The 21,854-nt window shown below is 68.2% G+C and carries 26 protein-coding genes; 7 read left to right on the top strand and 19 right to left on the bottom strand.

Annotated features, from left to right (window positions below):
• Nucleotides 1-362: 362 nt before the first annotated feature.
• The gene (locus ACH4EW_RS26750) at nt 363-1,004 is read right to left on the bottom strand and encodes a DNA-3-methyladenine glycosylase (protein ID WP_398261077.1); all 642 of its coding nucleotides are present in this window, start codon (nt 1,002-1,004) and stop codon (nt 363-365) included.
• A 73-nt stretch (nt 1,005-1,077) separates the two neighbouring features.
• Here ACH4EW_RS26750 and ACH4EW_RS26745 point away from each other — a divergent pair, with 73 nt between their 5' ends.
• The 3 genes from ACH4EW_RS26745 (at nt 1,078) to ACH4EW_RS26735 (ending at nt 3,102) form a co-directional block, all read left to right on the top strand.
• Nucleotides 1,078-1,860, top strand: a complete 783-nt coding sequence (locus ACH4EW_RS26745; protein WP_398261075.1) for a sporulation protein — start codon at nt 1,078-1,080, stop codon at nt 1,858-1,860.
• 51 nt (nt 1,861-1,911) lie between these two features.
• A complete protein-coding gene (locus ACH4EW_RS26740) occupies nt 1,912-2,439 on the top strand; it encodes a YbhB/YbcL family Raf kinase inhibitor-like protein (protein ID WP_398261073.1) in 528 nt (175 codons plus the stop codon).
• Nucleotides 2,440-2,595: 156 nt separating this feature from the next.
• Nucleotides 2,596-3,102, top strand: coding sequence for an HNH endonuclease (locus ACH4EW_RS26735; RefSeq protein ID WP_093895792.1), 507 nt, complete (start codon nt 2,596-2,598; stop codon nt 3,100-3,102).
• A gap of 60 nt (nt 3,103-3,162) precedes the next feature.
• Here the strand turns inward: ACH4EW_RS26735 and ACH4EW_RS26730 are convergent, their stop codons facing one another.
• The 4 genes from ACH4EW_RS26730 to ACH4EW_RS26715 all read right to left on the bottom strand — a co-directional run bounded on the left by ACH4EW_RS26730 (nt 3,163) and on the right by ACH4EW_RS26715 (nt 6,372).
• The gene (locus tag ACH4EW_RS26730) at nt 3,163-3,930 is read right to left on the bottom strand and encodes a sulfite exporter TauE/SafE family protein (protein WP_398261071.1); all 768 of its coding nucleotides are present in this window, start codon (nt 3,928-3,930) and stop codon (nt 3,163-3,165) included.
• A 62-nt stretch (nt 3,931-3,992) separates the two neighbouring features.
• Nucleotides 3,993-4,922 (bottom strand): SPFH domain-containing protein, encoded by a 930-nt coding sequence (locus ACH4EW_RS26725; RefSeq protein WP_398261069.1) that lies wholly within the window; start codon nt 4,920-4,922, stop codon nt 3,993-3,995.
• Between the two features lie 145 nt (nt 4,923-5,067).
• On the bottom strand, nt 5,068-5,496 hold the full coding sequence (locus tag ACH4EW_RS26720) for an NfeD family protein (protein WP_398261067.1): 429 nt from the start codon (nt 5,494-5,496) through the stop codon (nt 5,068-5,070).
• A gap of 78 nt (nt 5,497-5,574) precedes the next feature.
• Nucleotides 5,575-6,372 (bottom strand): ABC transporter ATP-binding protein, encoded by a 798-nt coding sequence (locus ACH4EW_RS26715; RefSeq protein WP_398261065.1) that lies wholly within the window; start codon nt 6,370-6,372, stop codon nt 5,575-5,577.
• Between the two features lie 143 nt (nt 6,373-6,515).
• On the opposite strand from ACH4EW_RS26715, the gene ACH4EW_RS26710 reads away from it, so the two are divergent.
• Entirely contained in the window at nt 6,516-7,295 is a 780-nt protein-coding gene (locus ACH4EW_RS26710) for a hypothetical protein (protein WP_398261063.1), read from the top strand.
• A gap of 177 nt (nt 7,296-7,472) precedes the next feature.
• Here the strand turns inward: ACH4EW_RS26710 and ACH4EW_RS26705 are convergent, their stop codons facing one another.
• The 3 genes from ACH4EW_RS26705 to ACH4EW_RS26695 form a co-directional block, all read right to left on the bottom strand.
• Nucleotides 7,473-7,721, bottom strand: coding sequence for a chaplin (locus ACH4EW_RS26705; protein ID WP_398261061.1), 249 nt, complete (start codon nt 7,719-7,721; stop codon nt 7,473-7,475).
• 144 nt (nt 7,722-7,865) lie between these two features.
• Nucleotides 7,866-8,510, bottom strand: coding sequence for a response regulator (locus ACH4EW_RS26700; RefSeq protein ID WP_398261059.1), 645 nt, complete (start codon nt 8,508-8,510; stop codon nt 7,866-7,868).
• The gene (locus tag ACH4EW_RS26695) at nt 8,503-9,648 is read right to left on the bottom strand and encodes a GAF domain-containing sensor histidine kinase (RefSeq protein WP_398261057.1); all 1,146 of its coding nucleotides are present in this window, start codon (nt 9,646-9,648) and stop codon (nt 8,503-8,505) included. The genes ACH4EW_RS26700 and ACH4EW_RS26695 overlap by 8 nt, the downstream gene beginning before the upstream one ends.
• A 506-nt stretch (nt 9,649-10,154) precedes the next feature.
• Here ACH4EW_RS26695 and ACH4EW_RS26690 point away from each other — a divergent pair.
• Entirely contained in the window at nt 10,155-10,916 is a 762-nt protein-coding gene (locus ACH4EW_RS26690) for a transglycosylase SLT domain-containing protein (protein ID WP_398261055.1), read from the top strand.
• Between the two features lie 86 nt (nt 10,917-11,002).
• Here ACH4EW_RS26690 and ACH4EW_RS26685 read toward each other — a convergent pair whose 3' ends face one another.
• The gene (locus ACH4EW_RS26685) at nt 11,003-13,582 is read right to left on the bottom strand and encodes an FHA domain-containing protein (RefSeq protein ID WP_398261053.1); all 2,580 of its coding nucleotides are present in this window, start codon (nt 13,580-13,582) and stop codon (nt 11,003-11,005) included.
• Between the two features lie 389 nt (nt 13,583-13,971).
• On the opposite strand from ACH4EW_RS26685, the gene serB reads away from it, so the two are divergent.
• Nucleotides 13,972-15,228: a phosphoserine phosphatase SerB gene (gene serB, locus ACH4EW_RS26680; protein WP_398261051.1), complete on the top strand. Its 1,257-nt coding sequence runs from the start codon at nt 13,972-13,974 to the stop codon at nt 15,226-15,228.
• Between the two features lie 64 nt (nt 15,229-15,292).
• Here serB and ACH4EW_RS26675 read toward each other — a convergent pair whose 3' ends face one another.
• The 4 genes from ACH4EW_RS26675 to ACH4EW_RS26660 form a co-directional block, all read right to left on the bottom strand.
• On the bottom strand, nt 15,293-15,811 hold the full coding sequence (locus ACH4EW_RS26675) for a SixA phosphatase family protein (RefSeq protein ID WP_398261049.1): 519 nt from the start codon (nt 15,809-15,811) through the stop codon (nt 15,293-15,295).
• A gap of 74 nt (nt 15,812-15,885) precedes the next feature.
• The gene (locus tag ACH4EW_RS26670; RefSeq protein WP_398261047.1) at nt 15,886-16,092 is read right to left on the bottom strand and encodes a hypothetical protein; all 207 of its coding nucleotides are present in this window, start codon (nt 16,090-16,092) and stop codon (nt 15,886-15,888) included.
• Nucleotides 16,093-16,243: 151 nt separating this feature from the next.
• Nucleotides 16,244-16,354, bottom strand: a complete 111-nt coding sequence (locus ACH4EW_RS26665; protein ID WP_398261093.1) for an SGM_5486 family transporter-associated protein — start codon at nt 16,352-16,354, stop codon at nt 16,244-16,246.
• 26 nt (nt 16,355-16,380) lie between these two features.
• A complete protein-coding gene (locus ACH4EW_RS26660) occupies nt 16,381-17,694 on the bottom strand; it encodes a CynX/NimT family MFS transporter (protein WP_398261045.1) in 1,314 nt (437 codons plus the stop codon).
• Between the two features lie 129 nt (nt 17,695-17,823).
• On the opposite strand from ACH4EW_RS26660, the gene ACH4EW_RS26655 reads away from it, so the two are divergent.
• A complete protein-coding gene (locus tag ACH4EW_RS26655) occupies nt 17,824-18,558 on the top strand; it encodes a FadR/GntR family transcriptional regulator (protein ID WP_398261043.1) in 735 nt (244 codons plus the stop codon).
• Here ACH4EW_RS26655 and ACH4EW_RS26650 read toward each other — a convergent pair.
• From ACH4EW_RS26650 to ACH4EW_RS26625, 6 genes are all read right to left on the bottom strand, one after another.
• Nucleotides 18,515-18,907, bottom strand: coding sequence for a hypothetical protein (locus ACH4EW_RS26650; RefSeq protein ID WP_398261041.1), 393 nt, complete (start codon nt 18,905-18,907; stop codon nt 18,515-18,517). The genes ACH4EW_RS26655 and ACH4EW_RS26650 overlap by 44 nt on opposite strands.
• 192 nt (nt 18,908-19,099) lie before the next feature.
• A complete protein-coding gene (gene fabI, locus ACH4EW_RS26645; RefSeq protein ID WP_398261039.1) occupies nt 19,100-19,867 on the bottom strand; it encodes an enoyl-ACP reductase FabI in 768 nt (255 codons plus the stop codon).
• 5 nt (nt 19,868-19,872) lie between these two features.
• The gene (gene fabG, locus ACH4EW_RS26640; protein WP_398261037.1) at nt 19,873-20,592 is read right to left on the bottom strand and encodes a 3-oxoacyl-[acyl-carrier-protein] reductase; all 720 of its coding nucleotides are present in this window, start codon (nt 20,590-20,592) and stop codon (nt 19,873-19,875) included.
• Between the two features lie 131 nt (nt 20,593-20,723).
• The gene (locus ACH4EW_RS26635) at nt 20,724-21,110 is read right to left on the bottom strand and encodes a type II toxin-antitoxin system VapC family toxin (RefSeq protein ID WP_398261091.1); all 387 of its coding nucleotides are present in this window, start codon (nt 21,108-21,110) and stop codon (nt 20,724-20,726) included.
• Nucleotides 21,111-21,115: 5 nt separating this feature from the next.
• Nucleotides 21,116-21,403, bottom strand: a complete 288-nt coding sequence (locus tag ACH4EW_RS26630) for a type II toxin-antitoxin system Phd/YefM family antitoxin (RefSeq protein WP_398261035.1) — start codon at nt 21,401-21,403, stop codon at nt 21,116-21,118.
• 148 nt (nt 21,404-21,551) lie between these two features.
• Nucleotides 21,552-21,809, bottom strand: a complete 258-nt coding sequence (locus ACH4EW_RS26625; protein WP_398261033.1) for a hypothetical protein — start codon at nt 21,807-21,809, stop codon at nt 21,552-21,554.
• Nucleotides 21,810-21,854: the final 45 nt, after the last annotated feature.

Genomic DNA, 21,854 nt, shown 5'->3' with positions numbered 1-21,854 from the left:
TTCGTGTCCGATTCCCGGTCGAAGCGGGGCCGCTTTCCAGTTCTTCGCTTTCGCGTTTCCCTTTCCGGCGGTTCCAACCTTACCAGATTCTTTTTCGTCCCGTTTCCGGTCCGAATTTGAATTCCGGTGGCCGTTGGAGTGGCCTTTGCCTTTCGGCGTGTCCACTACGTTAACCGATTTCCTTGGCGACTCATAATCGAGTCGACGGGATCGAATTACGGCATGCCGAATTCGCACCCGCCAGGGTGATTCGTAGGTAGTGGTTGGCCGCTTCCGGATGCTCGAGGCGGTCCGATGGACCGTACCGAGAGCAGTGCCCGTTCAAGTGGCTCGGGCTACAGTAGGCGGCCCCCAAGGACGAGTCAAGTTGCTCGGCGACGCGGCACATGGGCTCTGTAGGGGCTCACTGTGGGGTCTCCCTCGATCCAGAAGCGCCACGGATGTGTGGCTCCGTCGCCGCCCACTCCGGTGCGCGGACCGTTGCGTACCTGGTCGCGGGGTGGTGGGGTGCCGTGCAGTACCGACAGCGGGGCGCCGGGGTGGGCGATGGCGTCGGTGCCGTTCAGTCCGCGGTCGACGTCGAGGGCAGTGGCCAGTCGGGCCGGGCCTTTGGCCAGTTCCATATCGTTACGGGCCGAGATTCGACGTTTGCGGCTGAGGTCGGCGCCGACCTGGATGTCGCCGGCACGGAGCAGCACACCGCTGGCCTTTCCCTCCGGGCCGCATACCAGGTTAAGGCAGTGCCACATGCCGTACGTGAAGTAGACGTACGCGTGGCCGGGTGGTCCGTACATGACGCTGTTGCGCGGGGTGCGGCCTCTGAACGCATGGGATCCGGGGTCGATCTCGCCGGCGTAGGCCTCGACCTCGGTGAGGCGGAGTTCGATGGGGCCGTCGGGGGTGGCACGCACCAGGGTCCGGCCCAGGAGGTCGGGCGCCACGTCCAGTACGGGGCGGTCGAAGAAGTCGCGTGTCAGTGGCGTACGGTCCAGGCCCTCGATCATGGCGGTCGAGGTTACCGGGAACTGACTGCGGTCGTGACACGTATCTAGAGGTCAGGACCAAGGAGGAGTAAACATGGGCTTCAAGCGGCTGCTCGCGAGCTTGGGTGCAGGCGGTGCTTCGGTGGAGACCGAGCTGACCGAACTCAATGTCGTACCGGGTGGGATCGTCCAGGGTGAGGTGCGGGTCCAGGGCGGATCCGTGGATCAGCAGATCGAGGGGCTCTCCGTCGGCCTGCAGGCCCGGGTCGAGGTCGAGGGCCAGGACACGGAGATCAAGCAGAACATCGAGTTCGCCAAGCTTCGGCTCGGTGGCGCGTTCGAGGTGCGGGCCGGTGCCGTGCACGTCGTACCGTTCGGGCTCGAAATTCCGTGGGAGACGCCGATCACGATGTTCGCCGGTCAGCATCTGCACGGCATGAACATCGGCGTGACCACGGAACTGGAGATCGCGCGGGCGCTGGACTCGGGCGACCTGGACCCGATCAATGTGCACCCGCTCCCGGCCCAGCAGGCCATTCTCGACGCCTTCGGGCAGCTCGGCTTCGGCTTCCGCAGCGCGGACATGGAGCGCGGCCACATTCGCGGTACGCGCCAGCGGCTGCCGTTCTACCAGGAGATCGAGTTCTTCCCGCCGCAGCAGTACCGCGGCCTGAACCAGGTGGAGCTGACGTTCGTCGCGGACGACCGCGAGATGGACGTCGTCCTGGAGATGGACAAGAAGCCGGGGCTCTTCAGCGAGGGCAGCGACTCGTACCGCGCGTTCAAGGTCGGACTGAACGACTTCCAGGGGACCGACTGGGCGGCGTACCTCAATCAGTGGCTCGCCCAGGTCGGCGGTCAGCGCAACTGGCTCTAGGGTCGGGGAAGACCTGCTGACAGCAGTAGAGCGATCAGGAAAGGTGCTGACGTGACCGAGCCGAAGAGGGCGCCGCTGCCGCACGACTTTCATCCCGAGGTGCCGTCGTTCACGGTGGTGAGCGAGGATCTCGCGCCCGGGGCTGTGCTGGCGGATGCCCAGGTGTTCGCGGCCGGGAACACTTCGCCGCAGCTGCGGTGGGAGGGGTTCCCGGATCGGACCAAGAGCTTCGCCGTGACCTGCTTCGATCCCGATGCTCCAACAGGCAGCGGATTCTGGCACTGGGTGCTCTTCGACATCCCGGCGTCGGTCACGGAGCTGCCGGCCGGTGCGGGGAGCGGAAATTTCAAGGGGCTGCCGGCCGGTGCCGTACACGTCCGTAACGACTACGGGTCGAAGGACTTCGGCGGTGCCGCGCCGCCGGCCGGTGAGAACCACCGCTATGTCTTCACCGTGTACGCGGTGGACAGCGAGAAGCTGGGTGTCGACAGCGATGTGTCGCCCGCGGTCGTCGGATTCAATCTGCGGTTCCACACGCTGGGCCGTGCTCAGCTGATCGGTGAGTACACGGCGCCCTAGAACCCGGTGAACCGAGAGTTCGCCTGCTGTTTGCCCTGCCCTGGTCCTGGAGAGATCGGGGCAGGGCATTTTTTATTGCGTTGTCCATCACGGCCTGCCCAGCCAGAGTTGATCCGGGCCTGCCAGCGGGTGGGCGGCACACGGGAGGTGGGCGAGATGCGGGACACACTGGTACTGAACGCGAGCTTCGAGCCGCTGTCGACGGTGACGCTGAACCGTGCGGTGGTGCTGATTCTGCAGGACAAGGCTGTCGTCGAGCAGTCGCACCCTGATCTCCGTATGCGTGGCGCCGCCGTGGACATTCCGGTGCCCCGGGTGATCAGGCTCTGCCGGTACGTACGGGTGCCGTTCCGAAGACAGGCTCCGTGGTCCAGAAGGGGCGTGCTGATACGGGACCAGCACCGGTGCGCGTACTGCGGGCGGCGGGCGAGCACCGTCGACCATGTGGTGCCGCGTGCCCAGGGCGGTCAGGACACCTGGCTGAACACGGTGGCGTCCTGCGCCGAGGATAATCACCGCAAGGCGGCCCGGACGCCGGAGCAGGCGGGGATGCCGCTGCTGCGGCAGCCGTTCGTACCATCGCCGGCGGAGGCGATGCTGCTGGCTCTGGGGGCCGGTGAGCGGTCGGCGCTGCCGGAGTGGCTGGACCGCACCGCCGCGTAGGCGGCGTACGCGCGTCGTCGTATCGCATGCCTGCCTTCTTGGAGGGCGGGCATCCGTGTGTCAGCGGAGCAGCAGCTGGACGATGGCGACCGTGCCGACCGCGACGATGAGTATGCGCAGGACGGCGGGGCTGAGGTGGCGGCCGACCCTGGCACCGATCTGGCCCCCGAGTGCGGAGCCGACGGCGATCAGTACGACGGCCGTCCAGTCGAAGTCCGCGACGAAGAGGAAGAAGAGCGCGGCGATGCTGTTGACGACGGCGGCCAGTACGTTCTTGACGGCGTTGAGGCGCTGCATCGTGTCGTCGAGCAGCATGCCCATCAGGGAGAGATAGATGATCCCCTGGGCGGCGGTGAAGTAGCCGCCGTAGACGCTGGCGAGCATCAGTCCGACGAAGAGAAGCGGGCCGCCGTCGTGGCGGGCGGGGGTGCCGGTATGTTCGCGTCGGCGCTGGACGGCTTTGCTGATGCGCGGTTGCAGGATGACCAGGACGAGGGCCAGGGCCACCAGGATCGGCACGATCATCTCGAAGGCCGTGGAGGGCAGGGCCAGCAGGAGGGTGGCGCCGGTGAGGCCGCCGATCAGGGCGCCGACAGCGAACTTGAGGACGCGGCGAGCCTGTCCTGCGAGTTCCTTGCGGTAGCCGATGGCACCGCTGACGGAACCGGGGATCAGACCGAGGGCGTTGGAGACGGTTGCGGTGACCGGGGGCAGGCCGGTGGCGAGCAGCACCGGGAAAGTGATCAGCGTTCCCGATCCGACGATCGTGTTGATCGTGCCGGCGCTGATGCCCGCGACGAAGACGGCGAGCATCTCCCAGGTTGTCATGGCGAATCCCTCGTGCGTGATCGGTGCTTGGCGCACTGATCATGCACGAGGGCGTGTACACGTCAGTCGACCGGGGGCTGCTCCCGGCGTTCCTTGCCGGTGTCGAATCCGGGGGCGCCGTTACCGAGGTTACCGAAGGCTCCGCTGAGGCCCTTGAGTGCGTCGCCGATCTCGCTGGGCACGATCCAGAGCTTGTTTGCGTCGCCCTCGGCGATCTTCGGGAGCATCTGGAGGTACTGGTACGAGAGGAGCTTCTGGTCCGGGTCGCCGGCGTGGATGGACTCGAAGACCGTGCGGATGGCCTGGGCCTCGCCCTCGGCGCGCAGGGCTGAGGCCTTGGCCTCACCTTCGGCGCGCAGGATCGCGGACTGCTTCTCGCCCTCCGCGGTGAGGATCGCGGACTGCCGGGTTCCTTCAGCCTGGAGGATCGCGGCGCGCTTGTCACGGTCGGCGCGCATCTGCTTCTCCATCGAGTCCTGGATGGAGGTGGGCGGTTCGATCGCCTTGAGCTCGACGCGGTTGACGCGGATGCCCCACTTGCCGGTCGCCTCGTCGAGGACTCCGCGCAGGGCGGCGTTGATGTCCTCGCGGGAGGTCAGGGTCCGCTCCAGATCCATGCCACCGATGATGTTGCGAAGGGTGGTGACGGTGAGCTGCTCGATCGCCTGGATGTAACTGGCGACTTCGTAGGTCGCGGCCCTTGCATCGGTCACCTGGTAGTAGATGACGGTGTCGATGTTGACGACCAGGTTGTCCTGGGTGATCACCGGCTGGGGCGGGAACGGCACGACCTGTTCACGGAGGTCGATGCGATTCCTGATGGAGTCGATGAATGGAACGACGATGTTCAGGCCTGCGTTGAGCGTGCGGGTGTAGCGGCCGAAGCGCTCCACGATGGCGGCGCTGGCCTGCGGGATGACCTGGATCGTCTTGATCAGGGCGATGAAGACGAGCACCACCAGAATTATCAGGACGATGATGATCGGTTGCATCGTGTTCCTCGTTGCCCTTCGGTTGCCGACGGATCGCGGTGATCGAGGTCGAATCGTGGGAGGGACCGTATGCCTCGACGGCCCCGGTCTCATGATGATCGACATCGAGTCTGACAGAACGCGCTCTGTTATGTGGGTGGTTCGGTCACATGACGACGGCCGTAGCTCCGTCGATGTCGACGACATCGACGTGTTGGCCCGGATCGAAGCTCTGGTCCTCGTCGAGTGCGCGGGCGGACCAGATCTCTCCGGCCAGCTTGATACGGCCGCCGCTGCCATCGACCCGCTCCAGGACGACGGCCTGACGGCCTTTCAGCGCATCGATGCCGGTGGCGAGTTGGGGCCGGTCGGCACGGTGCCTTGCGGCGATCGGGCGGACCACGGCGATGAGGGCCACGGATACCGCGACGCATACCAGTACTTGGGCCACGATGCCGCCGCCGAGTGCCGCGACGACTGCCGCGACGACTGCTCCGACGGCGAACATGCCGAACTCGGGCATCGCGGTCAGGACGAGTGGGATGCCCAGTCCCACCGCGCCGATCAGCCACCACACCCACGCATCGATGTCCACGTGGTCATGGTAGGGCTGCGGGTGCCCTCGCGGACAGGGCGCGGGCGGGCGGCTGCGGAGACCGTCGTCCGGCTGTGCCTACGAGAGCGGCAGTCCGTGGGCCGTGTAGCGGTCGCCGGTGTGCTCGACGACGAGCGGCAGACCGAAGCAGAGGGAGAGGTTGCGGGAGCTGAGCTCGGTCTCCATGGGGCCCGCGGCGAGCACCTTGCCCTGGCGGATCATCAGGACGTGGGTGAAGCCGGGCGCGATCTCCTCGACATGGTGGGTGACCATGATCATGGAGGGGGCGTACGGGTCGCGGGCCAGTCGGCCGAGGCGGCGGACCAGGTCCTCGCGGCCACCGAGGTCGAGGCCCGCGGCGGGCTCGTCGAGGAGCAGCAGCTCGGGGTCGGTCATCATGGCGCGGGCGATCAGGGTGCGCTTGCGCTCGCCCTCGGACAGGGTACCGAACTTGCGGTCGAGGTACTCGGTCATGCCGAGCCGGTCGAGGAAGGCGCGGGCGCGCTCCTCGTCGACGGCTTCGTAGTTCTCGTGCCAGGTGGCGGTCATGCCGTAGGCAGCGGTGAGCACCGTCTGCAGAACGGTCTGGCGCCTGGGCAGCTTCTCGGCCATGGCGATGCCCGCGATACCGATGCGTGGGCGGAGGTCGAAGACATCGGTGCCGACCCCACCCAGCTGCGCGCCGAGGATCTTGGCGGTGCCCGTGCTCGGGAAGAGGTAGCTGGACGCGATGTTGAGGAGGGTGGTCTTGCCGGCGCCGTTCGGGCCGAGGATGACCCAGCGCTCCCCCTCCTTGACCTGCCAGGAGACCTCGTCCACCAGAGCGTGTCCGTCGCGGACCACGGATACGTCCACCAGCTCAAGTACTTCGCTCATGGCGCGTTGTCTCCCCATGCAGTGTCGAGATCCTCGCGTGCCTGTGGGCACAGCTCCCAGGGAAATCTACGCCACCACGGGAGAGCTCCAGGCGCTGGGCCCATGTGACGACGGGCCTCGGAGATGTTCCCTAGGCTGTTGCCATGCTTTCGGAACCACGCTCAGGACTGCTGGCCGCTTGGGGAAACGCACTTCTGGCCGGACTTGTGTCGCCGGACGACGCGGCGCTCGCCATTGTCGGGGAGGACGCGGTGCACCGCGTCGAGGGACTGCCGGGTGAGGCGGGGCCGGTCGGGCTCACGCTGGCGCTCGGACGGTTGCGGAGTCTGGGAGTGACCGGTTTCCGGGTCGCGCTGCCTGCGCCCGGGCACCCGCTGGGGCTGAGCGGTCCGCCGGACTTCAATGCGCGGGCGTTGGAGGCCGAGGAGGCGGTGGTCGCGTGCGGTGCGCCGTACGGGCTGGTTCCCGAGGTGCATGAGGTGGGGCCGGAGGGGGATCTGCACGTCGAGGTGGTGTGGCGTTGTCTGCCGGTACGGGAGGCGCCGCCGGCCGATGTGCCGTCGCTGGGTGAGGCGGAGCGGGAGCTCGCCGAGGCGTTGCGGGATGCGACGGCGGTGCTGTCGCGGTTGGATGTGGCCGGTTCCGGGCCGGTGGCGGAGGCAGCGGTGGATGCGTACCGGGCGCGGGCGGAGCGGGGGCGCGAAGTGCTGGCTCCGGGGTATCCGCCGCGGGCGGTGCGGGTGCTGGAGCTTGCGCAACGGGTCGGGCTGTTGATCTCCGTGGCGTACGAGAACGGGCACGGCGGGGCGGTGAGCGCATCGGAGATCGCGGCTCGGGGGGAGGCACTGAGGCCGGTGGAGCGGGTGGCTCGACGGGCGCAGGTTGCCGCGTACAACGCGTATGTGGAGGGGCGGGAGCGGTAGGCCTTGGGCAGCCGGGCGCAGGGCGGCGGTTACCCGGGGCCGTCCGGGGCCGTTTTGTCCTCGGCCCCTTCCCTTGCCGGTCGGTCTCGAGTGCCTAGGAGGTGCCCCGCGACGGGCTTCGGATGTCGCCGGACGGGCTCGATGCGCCCGGCCGGCGACACAGGACCGTGAGGTCGGTCAGCCGTTCAGTCCGAGGTTGCCGAAGGCCGGGTTGAGCAGGCCGATCACGTTGACGGTGTTGCCGACCACGTTCACCGGGATGTGCACGGGGACCTGGACGACGTTGCCGCTGACCACGCCCGGGGAGTGGGTCGCGGCACCGTGGGCTCCGGCGCCGTGGCCGTCGGCGGAGGCCGCGCCTGCACCGGTGGCGATGATTCCACCGGCGATCATGGTGACGACTGCGGCCTTCTTCAGGTTCTTCACTTCAGGATCCTCCTAGCGTGGCTGCGGCCAGCCGCCGCAGCACCCTGGAGAACGCCTCGGGGCCGAACAGGTTGCGCCGTCCGGGTGACATACACCCGACAGTATGAATCTCGGTCCGGAGGGAGCTGGTTCGCTTCGGTCCGGTCAGCCCGCCGCCCCATGCCGGACGGCCCAGAGGGCCGCCTGCGTCCGGTCCGAGAGATCCAGCTTCATCAGAATGTTCGAGACGTGTGTCTTGACGGTCTTCTCGGAGAGGACCAGTGCTCGCGCGATCTCGCGGTTGGATCGGCCGTCGGCGATCAGGCCCAGTACTTCCCGCTCCCGTTCGGTGAGGGTGCTCCCCCGGCCCGTACCGCTGCCCGTGTCGTCCTGGGCGAGCAGGGCTCCCGCGACCTCCGGCTGGAGCAGGACGTGGCCCGCGTACACCGAGCGGATGGCGCCGGCCAGGGCGTCCGGGTCGACGTCCTTGTATACGTAACCGGAAGCCCCGGCTCGCAGGGCCGGGACGACGGTGCGCTGCTCGGTGAAGCTGGTGACGATGAGGACCTTCGCCGGGTTCTCCAGCTCGCGGAGCCTGCGCAGCGCCTCGATCCCATCGGTGCCGGGCATCTTGATGTCCATCAGGACGACGTCGGGGCGGAGCTCCTCGGTCCTGGCCACCCCCTCGGCGCCGTCGGACGCCTCGCCGACCACTTCTATGTCGTCCTGAATCTCCAGGAACGTACGCAGACCGCGGCGGACCACCTGGTGGTCGTCGACCAGCAGCACCCTGATGATCTTGTCAGCCACCGGGTACCTCCATCTTGATCATGGTGCCCTTGCCGGGCGCCGATTCAACGGTGAGCCTTCCGCCGACACCGCTTGCGCGGTCCCGCATCGACACCAGGCCCAGGTGGCGGCCTGCCTGCCGGGTCGCCGCGGGTTCGAAGCCACTGCCGTCGTCGGTGATCCTCAGCAGCGTGCCGCTGCCGTGCCGGGCCAGGGTGACGTCGACATGCTGGGCGCCCGAGTGGCGCAGTGCGTTGTGCAGGGCCTCCTGGGAGACCCGGAGCAGTGCTTCTTCCTGAGCGGCCGGCAAGGCTCGTACGCCCAGGCTCTCGAAGGTGACTCGGGCCGTGTGCGCACGGTCCAGGACCTGGATCTGGGTACGGAGTGTGGCGATGAGGCCGTCCTCGTCGAGCGCGGCCGGGCGCAGCTCGATGACGGCTGCGCGCAGCTCGTCCACAGCTTCCGCGGCGAGCGCGGCGACCTGGTGGAGCTCCTCCTTGGCGCGGGCCGGGTCGCGGTCGACCAGGGCGGTGGCTGCCTGAGCCGTCAGCCGCAGCGAGAACAGCTTCTGGCTGACCGCGTCGTGCAGCTCATGGGCGAGCCGGGAACGCTCCTCGGCGATGGTGAGCTCGCGACTGCGTTCGTACAGCCGGGCGTTGGTGAGGGCGATCGCCGCATGCTGCGCGAGGATCGACAGCAGTTCCTCGTCCTCGGCGGTGAAGCCGCAACTGCCCTCGGGTTTGGGGCAGCGCTTGTTGGCGAGGAAGAGCGCGCCGATGATCTCGTCGCCGTCCCTGATGGGCAGGCCGAGGAAGTCGGACATGTCGGGGTGGGTGGCGGGCCAGCCCTCGAAGCGGGGGTCCTTGCGGACGTCGGCAAGGCGCTCGGGCTTCGCCTCGTGGAGCATCGCGGCAAGGATGCCGTGCTGCCGGGGCAGTGGACCGATGGTCTTCCACTGCTCTTCGCTGACGCCGTCGACGACGAACTGTGCGAAGCCGCCGTGGTCGTCGGGGACGCCCAGGGCGGCGTACTCGGCGTCCAGCAGCCGGCGGGCCGAGGCGACGATCGTCTTCAGGACATCACGCACTTCGAGATGCCGGCTCATGGCGAGGAGTGCGGCACTCACCGCTGCGAGGCCCGACTGTGGGCGATGGCTCATGGCCTCACCGTACCGGCGGCGCGGGAGCGCCGTATCGGCCTGTGGTCGGTGCTGATTCGGGCGCAGGGACTAGGACCGGTCCGGGTCCTGCGCGGCGGGCCCCCGGGGGCTCGGCAGGCTCGGTCTGCTGGTGAGCAATGCGCCATGGGTACCTCTGGCATGAGTTCGGGGACACCATCCGCCCCTTCCCAAGACGGAACCTCACACTCCGAATTGCTGAAGCAACGGCTGGTGAGTTTGCTGCACGGTCGATGTGAGGCCCGGCATAGGACCCACGTCACTTACGAAGTCGGCTAGTGGGTACACCGGCGCCACATCAGTGGGCATGAGCGCGGGCCGTCACGTTCGAGCGCGGCCGAGATCCACTACCCGGGGTCGTACGTCACACCTTTGCCACAGGATTTTGCTGGCGCTAAGAATTGCACTCGTCCCCGACGGAGATGCCAAAACAGCTTCCCGTCTTCGTCCTCCGTGAGGACTCCCGCGATTCGAAGAGGTATGCCTGCATGTCCGTGTCCAGCATCCCCGGCCGCCGCCGTCGCCTGAACAAGGCCCAGAAGCTCTCCGTCGCTGGTATCTGCGCCATCGCCGCCGCCTCGCTCTCGTTCTCGCTCGTCCCCGCCAATGCCGAAGGCAAGCCCGAGGCGCAGGCCTCCGAGCCCACTCCCGTGGTCCTCACATCGGTCGCCGGTACTCCGCAGGTCAAGGCCATGCAGGCCAGCATCATCGGGCAGCACACCACCGCCGAGAATCTGGTGAAGGCCGCCGACCTCGGCAGGGCCAAGCAGGCCGCCGCTGCCGAGGCCAAGGCTCAGGCCGCCGCGAAGGCCAAGGCCGCCGCCGATGCCGAGGTCAAGGCCCGTGCCGAGGCGAAGGCCAAGGCCGCCGCCGCCGAGCGCGCCGAAACACAGCCCGCCAGCCGCTCCGAGGCCCGCACCCCGGTCTACGCCGACAACCTGGACGGCTGGATCAGGCAGGCGCTGGACATCATGGAGGTCCACGGCATCCCCGGCTCGTACGACGGTCTGCACCGCAACATCATGCGGGAGTCCAGCGGCAACCCGAACGCGATCAACGGCTGGGACATCAACGCCCAGAACGGCATACCGTCCAAGGGTCTGCTGCAGGTCATCCCGCCGACGTTCGACGCGTACCACGTCCCCGGTACCTCGACGAACATCTACGACCCGGTCGCCAACATCACCGCCGCGGCCAACTACGCCGCCGACCGTTACGGCTCGATCGACAACGTCAACAGCGCGTACTGATCGGCTCCGGACGTCCTGCGCACACGCCGAAGGGCGGCACCCCGTGCGGGGTGCCGCCCTTCGGCGTTCCGTGCCGGTGCCCGCGCCTACTTGCGCATGACCTCCGGCTCGTGGCGGCGCAGCAGTCGCGCGACCGCGAATCCGCAGATGACGCCGAGCGCCAGCAGCACCGTCAGATTGATCCCCCACTGGCCGGCCGAGTGCTCCCACAGCGGGTCGAGGTCGGTCGGGTTCTTCGGGTCCCACGGCGGCATGATGTGGGCGAGGTCCAGAGTGGTGCCGGCCGCGGCCATCGCCCAGCGGGACGGCATCAGCCAGGCGAACTGCTCCAGGCCGGGCGACCCGTACACCTGGAAGAGCACACCGGTGAAGACGATCTGGACGATCGCGAACATGACCAGCAGCGGCATGGTCTTCTCGGACGTCTTCACCAGCGACGAGATCACCAGACCGAACATCATCGAGGTGAAGCCGAGGGCGATGATGGAGAGGCATATCTCGACGGCCGGGGGCATGATCAGGCCCTTCTCCGGCAGCTCGCGGGGGGCCAAGCCGATGCCGCAGATGATGACCCCCTGCACGGCCGTGATCACGCCGAGAACGATCACCTTGGACATCAGGTAGGCGGAGCGGGACAGACCGGTGGCCCGTTCCCGTTCGTAGATGACGCGTTCCTTGATCAGCTCTCGTACGGAGTTGGCCGCGGCGGAGAGGCACATGCCGACCGCGAGGATCAGCATGATCGTCCCGGCTTTTCCGTTGTACTGGGACGGCGGCGTGGCCGGCGCCAGACCGAACTCCGCCGGAATGACCACGCTCACCACGCCGAGCACGGCGGGCAGGATCACCATCAGGCCCATGAAGCCCTTGTCGGACGCGATCACCGAGATGTAGCGGCGTATCAAGGTCCACAGCTGCGTCGTCCAGCTCTGCGGCTTCGGCGGGCGTATCTGCTCCGGGGGCTGCATGTGTACGGACTGCGCGGCGATGGCATCGACGTCCGCGGCGTACATCTGGTAGTGCTGCGATCCGCGCCAGCGGCCGGCCCAGTCGTAGTCGCGGTAATTCTCGAACGCGGAGAAGACGTCGGCCCAGGTGGTGTAGCCGAAGAAGTTGAGGGCTTCCTCCGGCGGACCGAAGTAGGCGACGGAACCGCCCGGCGCCATGACCAGCAGCTTGTCGCAGATCGCCAGCTCGGCGACGGAGTGCGTGACGACGAGGACCGTACGGCCGTCGTCGGCCAGGCCGCGCAGCAACTGCATGACATCGCGGTCCATGCCGGGGTCGAGACCGGAGGTCGGCTCGTCCAGGAAGATCAGCGACGGCTTGGTGAGCAGCTCCAGGGCCACGGAGACGCGCTTGCGCTGGCCACCGGAGAGCGAGGTGACCTTCTTGTCCTTGTGGATGTCGAGCTTGAGCTCGGTAAGGACTTCGAGGATCCGGGCCTGGCGCTCGGCCTCGGTGGTGTCCGCGGGGAAGCGGAGCTTGGCCGCGTACTTCAGGGCCTTGGTGACCGTGAGTTCCTTGTGCAGGATGTCGTCCTGCGGGACCAGACCGATGCGCTGGCGCAGCTCGGCGAACTGCTTGTACAGGTTCCGGTTGTCGTAGAGGACATCGCCCTGGTTGGCGGGCCGGTAGCCGGTGAGCGCCTTGAGCAGGGTGGACTTGCCGGAGCCGGACGGGCCGATGACCGCGATGAGCGACTTCTCCGGGGCGCCGAAGGAGACGTCCTTGAGGATCTGCTTCCCGCCGTCGACCGTCACTGTGAGGTGGCGGGCGGAGAAAGAGACCTCACCGGTGTCGACGAACTCTTCGAGCCGGTCGCCGACCAGGCGGAAGGTCGAGTGACCTACGCCGACGATGTCGTTCGGGCCGATGAGCGCTGAGCCGGACTTGGAGAGCGGCTGCCCGTTGACGTAGGTGCCGTTGTGGGATCCGAGGTCACGGATCTCGAAGCGGCCGTCGGGCGTCGCGTGGAACTCGGCGTGGTGGCGCGAGACCTGGAGGTCGGAGACGACCAGGTCGTTCTCGAGCGCACGACCGATGCGCATGACACGGCCGAGGGCCAGCTGGTGGAACGTGGTCGGGCTGCGGTCGCCGTACACCGGCGGGGCCCCCGCGACACCGCCGGGACCGGCCGCACCGGGCGTCTGCGCCATGCCCTGCTGGTGCGGGACCTGAGGCTGCTGGGGCTGCGCGGGCTGCTGTTGCGGCTGGACCTGAGGTGCCTGCTGCCAGCCGTGCTGCGGCTGTTGCGGAACGGGTGCTTGCTGGCCGGGCCGGCCGGCACCACCCTGCTGGGGCTGCTGCACAGGGGCCTGCCGCGCACACGCGCCCTGCCCGCCGTACACATCGGCACCTGCTGCGGCGCCGATGCTCAGCCGCGGTCCGTCAGTGGCATTGCCCAGGTGTACGGCGGAGCCGGGCCCGATTTCCAGCTGCTGGATCCGCCGGCCCTGCACATAGGTGCCATTGGTGCTGCCGTGGTCCTCGATGAACCAACTGTGGCCCCCCCAGCTGATCGTGGCATGCCGCCACGACACCCTGGCGTCCTCGAGCGTCAGGTCGCCCTGCGGATCGCGCCCAAGGGTGTACGACCTGGACGGATCGAGCGTCCAGGTCCTGCCATTCAATTCCAGTACGAGTTCCGGCACTCCGCGCCCCACTAGTTGTCCCCCGAGTTACCCCCGTCACAGGGAGCCTAGGGATGCTGAACATCGTGGGGAACTATTCCAGGAGCAGTCGCCGATCCAAAAGTCGGGCGGGGTGAAGGCCCTGCCCGGACCTGCGTCGTTGTGCTGTCGAGTCAGGAGGAACGGCCTCCGGGAGTGGCAGGTCCACGAACGCGTACGGGTGCGTGCGTGCCTGCCATGAGTGAACATGTTCCCCCCGGGGCATCCCGGTCCGCCCGGATCTGCTTCGGTCGCCGAGCGTGCCCGAATGCGTGCCGTCCGTCGCCCTGCTTGTGCTCCGTGCGGGTACGGGAACGACTCGCTGTCCGGTCCTCGGGACGGGCCTCCGGTGCGATGAGTCGGACCGATACGGTGGGAGCACCATGAGCGCATCTCAGCCACCTCAGTCTTCCCCGTCTCCTGAGCGCCCTGAGTCCCGTCAGGGCACGGACGCACCCACCCTTCTCGTGAAGATCTTCGGGAAGGACCGCCCCGGGATCACTGCCGGGCTCTTCGACACCCTCGCCGCCTACTCGGTCGATGTCGTCGACATCGAGCAGGTCGTCACCCGTGGCCGCATCGTCCTGTGCGCACTGGTCACCGCCCCGACCGCGGGCGGCACCACCGAGGGCGACCTGCGGGCGACCGTGCACAGCTGGGCCGATTCGCTGAAGCTGCAGGCCGAGATCATCTCCGGTACGGGTGACAACCGGCCGCGTGGCTATGGACGTTCCCATGTGACGGTGCTCGGGCACCCGTTGACTGCGGAGTCGACCGCCGCCATAGCGGCCACGATCACCTCGACCGGCGGGAACATCGACCGGATCTTCCGGCTCGCCAAGTATCCGGTCACGGCAGTCGAGTTCGCGGTGTCCGGCACCGGGACCGAGGAGCTGCGGACGGCGCTGGCGACGGAGTCCGCCGGGATCGGTGTCGATGTGGCGGTCGTGTCGGCCGGGCTGAGCCGCCGGGCGCAGCGGCTGGTCGTCATGGACGTCGACTCGACGCTCATCCAGGACGAGGTCATCGAGCTCTTCGCCGCCCATGCCGGCTGCGAGGACAAGGTCGCCGAGGTGACCGAGCAGGCGATGCGTGGCGAGCTCGACTTCGAGCAGTCGCTGCACGCACGGGTGGCGCTGCTGGCGGGGCTCGATGCGTCCGTGGTGGACAAGGTGCGCGCCGAGGTGCGGCTGACGCCGGGCGCCCGCACCCTGATCCGTACGCTGAAGCGGCTCGGTTACCAAGTGGGTGTGGTTTCGGGCGGGTTCACCCAGGTGACCGACGATCTGAAGGAGCGGCTCGGGCTCGACTTCGCCTCTGCCAACACCCTGGAAGTGGTCGACGGAAAGCTCACCGGACGAGTCGTCGGCGACATCGTCGACCGGGCCGGCAAGGCCCGGCTGCTGCGCAGTTTCGCCGCGCAGGCCGGGGTGCCGCTGGCACAGACCGTCGCGATCGGTGACGGTGCGAACGACCTCGACATGCTCAACACCGCCGGGCTCGGGGTGGCCTTCAACGCCAAGCCGGTGGTCCGCGAGGCCGCGCACACCGCGGTGAACGTGCCGTTCCTGGACACCGTGCTGTATCTGCTCGGCATCACCCGCGAGGAGGTCGAGGCCGCCGACGGTCTCGTCGACTGACCCGTACGCGCACAAGGGCCCCGGTGCGTTCCGCACCGGGGCCCTGCCCGTACCGACGGCGGGATCAGTCGTTGGGCGTCCAGTACTCGATCAGCTTGCCCACTCCGTGCTCCACGCCCTTCCAGGAGCCGGAGAACTCGACGACGGCGAAGGCGGCGGTCGGGAAGCCGCCGCGGTTCATCCGGGCCAGGGCGTCACCCTCGGCCGATTCGGAGAGGGCGTCGGCGACGGCGTGCATTCCGGGGTTGTGGCCGATCACCAGCAGGTCGTGCACATCGTCGGGGGTCTCGTTGATCAGGGCGATCAGTTCGCCGGGAGACGCCTCGTACAGTCGCTCCTCGTACACGGTCCTGGGACGGTGCGGCATCTCGTGCACCGCCAGCTTCCACGTCTCGCGCGTCCTGACGGCGGTCGAGCAGAGGGCCAGATCGAGGACGATCCCGGAGTCGACGAGTTTGCGGCCTGCGACGGGGGCATCCTTGCGGCCGCGCTCCGCGAGCGGCCGCTCATGGTCGGAATCCTGCGACCATTCCGCCTTTGCATGTCTGAGAAGGACGATCCTGCGAGGTGTGTCGACGCTCATACACCTCAGCTTCGCATGAAACGTGCCGCCCGGCGCAGGGTGTTGAAGGGCTCCCGCGGTGGGCGTGGGCACCGTCAGCGGCTCATCAAGGTCATGATTCGCTCAAGCAACCGGCCGACCGCGGGGTCGGTCGTCGCCGCCTGTGCCTCGCCGGTTCCCACGATCATCAGCAGGAGCGCGGCGAACGCGATGGCGGGCAGTGCGACGGCCCACCATGGCAGCCGGACCTCGGCGCCACCCGTGGCCGGGTGGGTGGACCGGGTGTGCGTACGGGCCGACATGTCCGCCTCCGTGAGTCATCAGTTCTGATACCCAGAATCTACGGATGCGGGGATGCCGGTCCCATCCGGTGACCCACCCACTTGACCCTGACCCTGTCCCCCTAGGGGATGGTGGTGCCAGCCCCACCATCCCCTAGGGGGACAGGGCGGCTCAGGGGGAAGCGACCGAGGCGATCACCGCGATGATCAAGGTGACCAGCATCATCGCCCCGAGTACGAGGAGGAGCTTCTTCTGACCGTTCTGAGGATTCGGGTCGAGCACAGGAGACATGGAATCAGTCTCGCATCTCAGCATTCGTCTTCTATCGTCCGGTCCCGCCCGGCCAGGATTCCGGCCGCCATCTGCGGCACCATGAGGCCCGCCATCAGTGCGATCGGCAGCCCCCAGCCACCGCTGTGCTGGTGGATCACGCCGACGAGCAGCGGGCCGGGGATCGACATCAGATAGCCGGTGGACTGTGCGAACGCGGACAGCCGGACCACTCCGGCGCCGCTGCGGGACCGCATGCCGATCATGGTCAGGGCGAGCGGGAAGGCGCAGTTCGAGATACCGAGGAGCAGCGCCCAGGCCCAGGCCCCCTCGGCCGGTGCGAGGTAGAGGCCCGCGTATCCGATGAGGCCGCAGCTGCCCAGGGCGACGACGATCGGGCCCTGGTTCTTCATGCGTGCGGCGACCCGGGGTATGACGAAGGCGAGCGGGATGCCCATCGCCATGGTCACGGCGAGCAGAACACCCGCCGTACCGGCCGAGACCCCCGCGTCGCGGAAGATCTGCGGCATCCACCCCATGGTGATGTAGGCGGCGGTGGACTGCAGGCCGAAGAAGCAGGCGAGGCCCCAGGCGGTACGGCTGCGGGTGATCCTGAGAGCCGGGGAGTCCTGGTGGTGCGCGGCGGGCTGCCCGGAGGCAGCGCGCCGGTCCCGTACCAGCGGGATCCAGGACAGGACCGCGGCGGCGGCGAGCACTGCCCAGATGCCGAGGCCCGCCTTCCAGCTTCCGCCCAGCGCATTGGTCACAGGCACGGTCACGGCGGCGGCGAGCGAGGTGCCGAGCGCCAGGGCCATCGAGTAGAGCCCGGTCATGGAGCCGACGCGGTCCGGGAACCAGCGCTTGACGATCACTGGCATCAGGACGTTGCTGACGGCGATGCCCATGAGGGCGAGGGCGCTCGCGGCGAGGAATCCGGCAGTGCCGCCGACGAGGGGCCGGATCACCAGACCGGCCGTGATGGCAATCATGCCGGCGCAGACGACCGCGCCCGGGCCGAAGCGGCGGGCGAGGCGGGGCGCCATGATGCCGAAGACCGCGAAACAGAGCGGCGGTACGGAGGTGAGGACACCGGCGACGCTGCCGCTCATGTGCAGCCCGTTCTGCACCTCTTCGAGGAGGGGGCCGAGGCTGGTGACGGCGGGGCGGAGATTGAGCGCAGCGAGGACGAGCCCGATGGCGGCGAGCCGCAGCAGCCATGGGGAAGGCCCGGCGGCGGCCGGTGCTGCCTGCGGGGCCTGTGAGGCTTGCGGGGCCGGGGTTTTCGTGAGGGTGTCCGCCGTGGTGGCGGGGCTCAGGGTCCGGGTCTGGGTCTGGGTCTCGTCGTCAGACATGAGGCCCATCATAGAATCATGGGATGATTGATTGTCCAATCTCCTTCGAGGCCCCGTCTGAGACCATTCGCTGCAGCAGAGCAACCCCTATCACCCACCATCACCCCAGCAACCCGAGCAAGGAGCACCATGGCGCTGACGTCTCCGCGGCGTTCGGCACTCGCCGACCAGGTGATTGCCCAGCTGAGGAATCAGATCACCTCGGGCGAGTGGCCCGTGGGTTCACGGATTCCCACCGAGCCCGAGCTGGTGGAGCAGCTGGGGGTGGCCCGTAACACCGTCCGCGAGGCCGTGCGCGCGCTCGCGCACAACGGCCTGCTCGACATCCGGCAGGGCTCGGGCACCTATGTCGTGGCCACGAGCGAACTGGCCGGGGTGATGCACCGCCGCTTCGCCACCGCCGATCCGCGCCATGTCGCCGAGCTGCGCTCCACTCTGGAATCGTCGGCGGCGCGGCTGGCCGCTGCCCGGCGCACCGAGCGGGATCTGAAGCAGCTGGACGCGCTCATGGCGCGCCGGGAGGAGACCTGGGCCGCGGGTGACGCCGAGGCGTTCGTCGCGGCGGACGCGACGCTGCATCTGGCCGTGGTGGCGGCCTCGCACAACGACGTGCTCACCGGCCTCTACGCCGACTTGGGCGATCTGCTGCGCGACTATCTCAGGGGCGACGTCGGCCATGAGCTGCGGCCGGAGAACCACATGGACCACGGCCGGCTGGTCGAGGCGATCCGGGCGGGGGACGCGGAGGCGGCTGCGGCCGAGGCCGCGAGTCATGCGCTGAGCTGTCCGGGGGACCCTAGGGCGCGTCGCGGCACCAGCGCTAGGCCGGACGGCCCTGGAGCGTGTCCTGCACCCGGTGCGTGATCCAGACGGAGCCGACTTCCTTCCAGCAGCGGTCGTCGAGCCGCACGGTCCGGCCCGGTCCCACGTCGACCGGGGTGGCGTCCGCGTCTATGTCCCACCAGCGGCGGCACTCGGTGTGCAGCTGCACGCGGTCGGTGGAGGGGTACGGGTTGTGGCAGTAGGCGACGACCCGGGAGCCCCGGACCGACGTACGACATTCGGATCCGGCGGGGTCGGGGCTCGGAGCGGCGGGCGCGGACGCCCCGGCTCCTGCCCGCCCCGCCACGGATATGCCTATGGGGGCGAGAAGTGCGGCGCCGACCATGAAGGCCGCCAGCTGCGCCCAGGTTCGGCGACGTATGGAGCGCACAGCGACCTCCTCCCCGCAGTCTGACCAAAAAGTGCAATTTCACCATATTCTGCTGCGGATCGACCATCTTTTCGACTTGAGCGGGTCGGGCTTTTCGACTTGAGCGGGTCGGGGCCGGCCACAGACGCACGACGGCCGCGTACCGCCTGTTCAGAGGCGGTACGCGGCCGAGTCACAGCCTGTCGTACGAGGTCAGGCACCCATCATGTGCACGCCACCATCGACGTGGATGATCTCGCCCGTGGTCTTCGGGAAGAAGTCCGAGAGCAGAGCGACGACGCCGCGGCCGGCCGGCTCCGGGTCCGCCATGTTCCAGGCCAGCGGGGAACGGCTGTTCCACACGTCCGCGAGCTCGGAGAAGCCCGGGATGGACTTCGCGGCCATGGAGCCGATCGGTCCGGCCGAGATCAGGTTGCAGCGGATGTCGTCCTTGCCCAGGTCACGGGCAAGGTAGCGGGAGGTGGCCTCCAGTGCGGCCTTGGCCGGTCCCATCCAGTCGTACTGCGGCCAGGCGTACTGCGCGTCGAAGGTCAGACCGACGATCGAGCCGCCCTCGCTCATCAGCGGCTTGCAGGCCATGGCGAGCGACTTCAGCGAGAACGCCGAGACATGCATCGCGGTGGAGACGGACTCGAACGGGGTGTTCAGGAAGTTGCCGCCGAGCGCGTCCTGCGGCGCGAAGCCGATGGAGTGCACGACGCCGTCGAGCGAGCCGAGCTCGTCGCGGACCAGTCCGGCCAGGCGGTCCAGGTGCTCGGTGTTGGTCACGTCCAGCTCGATGACCTTGGCCGGCTTCGGCAGCTTCTTGGCGATGCGCTCCGTCAGCGTGGGCCTGGGGAAGGCGGTCAGGATGACGTCGGCACCCTGCTCCTGGGCCACCTTGGCGGTGTGGAAGGCGATGGACGACTCCATCAGCACACCAGTGATGAGGATGCGCTTGCCGTCGAGAATTCCGCTCATGGTGATCAGTGACCCATGCCCAATCCGCCGTCAACGGGGATGACGGCTCCAGTGATGTACGACGCGTCGTCGGAGGCGAGGAAACGCACAGCCGCGGCGATCTCCTCGGGCTGCGCGTAGCGGCCGAGCGGCACCTGGGACACGATGCCCTTGCGCTGCTCCTCGGTGAGCGCCTGGGTCATGTCGGTGTCGACGAAGCCGGGTGCGACGACGTTGAAAGTGATGTTCCGCGAGCCGAGTTCACGGGCCAGCGACCGGGCGAAGCCGACCAGGCCCGCCTTGGAGGCGGCGTAGTTCGCCTGCCCGGCCGAGCCGAGGAGCCCGACGACGGAGGAGATGAGGACGACGCGGCCCTTCTTGGCGCGCAGCATGCCGCGGTTGGCACGCTTGACGACCCGGAAGGTGCCGGTGAGGTTGGTGTCGAGTACGGACGTGAAGTCCTCCTCGGACATCCGCATCAGCAACTGGTCCTTGGTGATACCGGCGTTGGCCACCAGCACCTCGACGGGACCGTGCTTGTCCTCGATCTCCTTGTAGGCCTGCTCCACCTGTTCGGCGTCCGTGATGTCGCACCGGACGGCCAGAACACCCGCCTCGGTGAGGCTCTGGGGGGGCTCGCCGGAGCGGTACGTGATCGCAACCTTGTCGCCGTTGTCGGCGAAAGCGCGGGCGATGGCGAGGCCGATGCCCCGGTTTCCTCCGGTGACGAGAACCGAGCGGCTCAACGGATCACCCTTTCGATAGCGGTCTGGTACCTGGAAAACCTATCGGTACCACCCGCCCCACGGAGAATCGGCCCCTGACAGCGCCTCACCCCGGGCACTGTGGGGTTCCTACAGTGGGCACCGGCCCGGCCTCATTCCGCCATCCCTGGCGCATGCGCGGGCAGGCCCTCTTCCCTCGCTGATTCCAGCATTCGCTTGTCGTACGTGATCAGGGAGTCGAGGGCTCCGCCGATGACGAGCGCACTCGCGACGTGAATGGCATCAAGGGGTCTCAGGGCCCGGGAGACCCTGGTGGCCAGATCCCGGACCTCTTCGGTCAACAGAATCTCGGTGACCGTCCCGTCCAGATCCGACAGCGAGCCGGGGAACGATCCAACCTTGTCGAGCTGCCGGACGGTCTCGACGATGCCAATCGTGCTGGTGGCCAAGGGCAGCCCGGGCCGGTCGGACAGGTAGGCCCTGAGCTCGGCGGCACCCGCCCTGCCCGTGAGCAGAGTGATGAGCGCCGAGGAATCCATGTAGATCAACGGTCGCCCTCCTCACGCTCGGCCAGGAGAAGCTCCAGCGGATCGGGGGCGCCTGCAGGGAGGTCGAATCGCGGAAAGCGGTCGAGGTCCGAGGTGGTCGCGGCCTTGAGCCGGATCTTTCCCTGGGCCACCAGTTCCGAGTACCGGGAAACCGGCCCGGAACCGGGCAGCAGTATGGCGATCACCTTGCCATGCCGGGTGACCTGGACCGCCTCCCCCTTCTCCACGCGGGCGAAGACGGCACTGGGGTTGTACGAGAACTCTCGGACGGAGATTGCGCTCATCGGGACGGGCTCCCTTCGGCATGCAGCCCAGAAAGTACCTACACTCCGAGTGTGTACCCACAATGCCGGGATCACGCTTACGACAGTGACCGCGCGAGTGTTTCCGCGAGCTGGTCGATGCGGGCTCTCAGTTCCGCATGCGGCAGGGTCAGGTCCAGGACGTGTCGGTGCAGCCTGATCTCCCGGTCCGGCACCGGTACACGTACGACGCCCGGCCGGCCCCGGGAGCCCGCAGTAGCCTGCCGACCGCGCTGAGCAGCAGCCTGTTCTCCGGAATGTCGACGGTGTGCTCGGCGTACGTCACTTCCAGCGGCATCGCGAGCCCTGCGGCGCCGAGAGCGTCCCACTCCTGCGCAAGCGTCGGGTCCGCAGCGTGGATCAGTGGCCGGAGCTCGCGGAAAGGCAAACCGTCCTGCAGGTGCTCGGCGAGAGCGGTCGCGGCCCGGCGTAC

The sequence above is a fragment of the Streptomyces sp. NPDC018000 genome, from assembly GCF_044328025.1.
In the GTDB taxonomy this organism is placed as follows: Bacteria; Actinomycetota; Actinomycetes; order Streptomycetales; family Streptomycetaceae; genus Streptomyces.
Note: the sequence above shows the minus strand (reverse complement) of the source record. Positions and strands in the feature narration are given on the sequence as shown.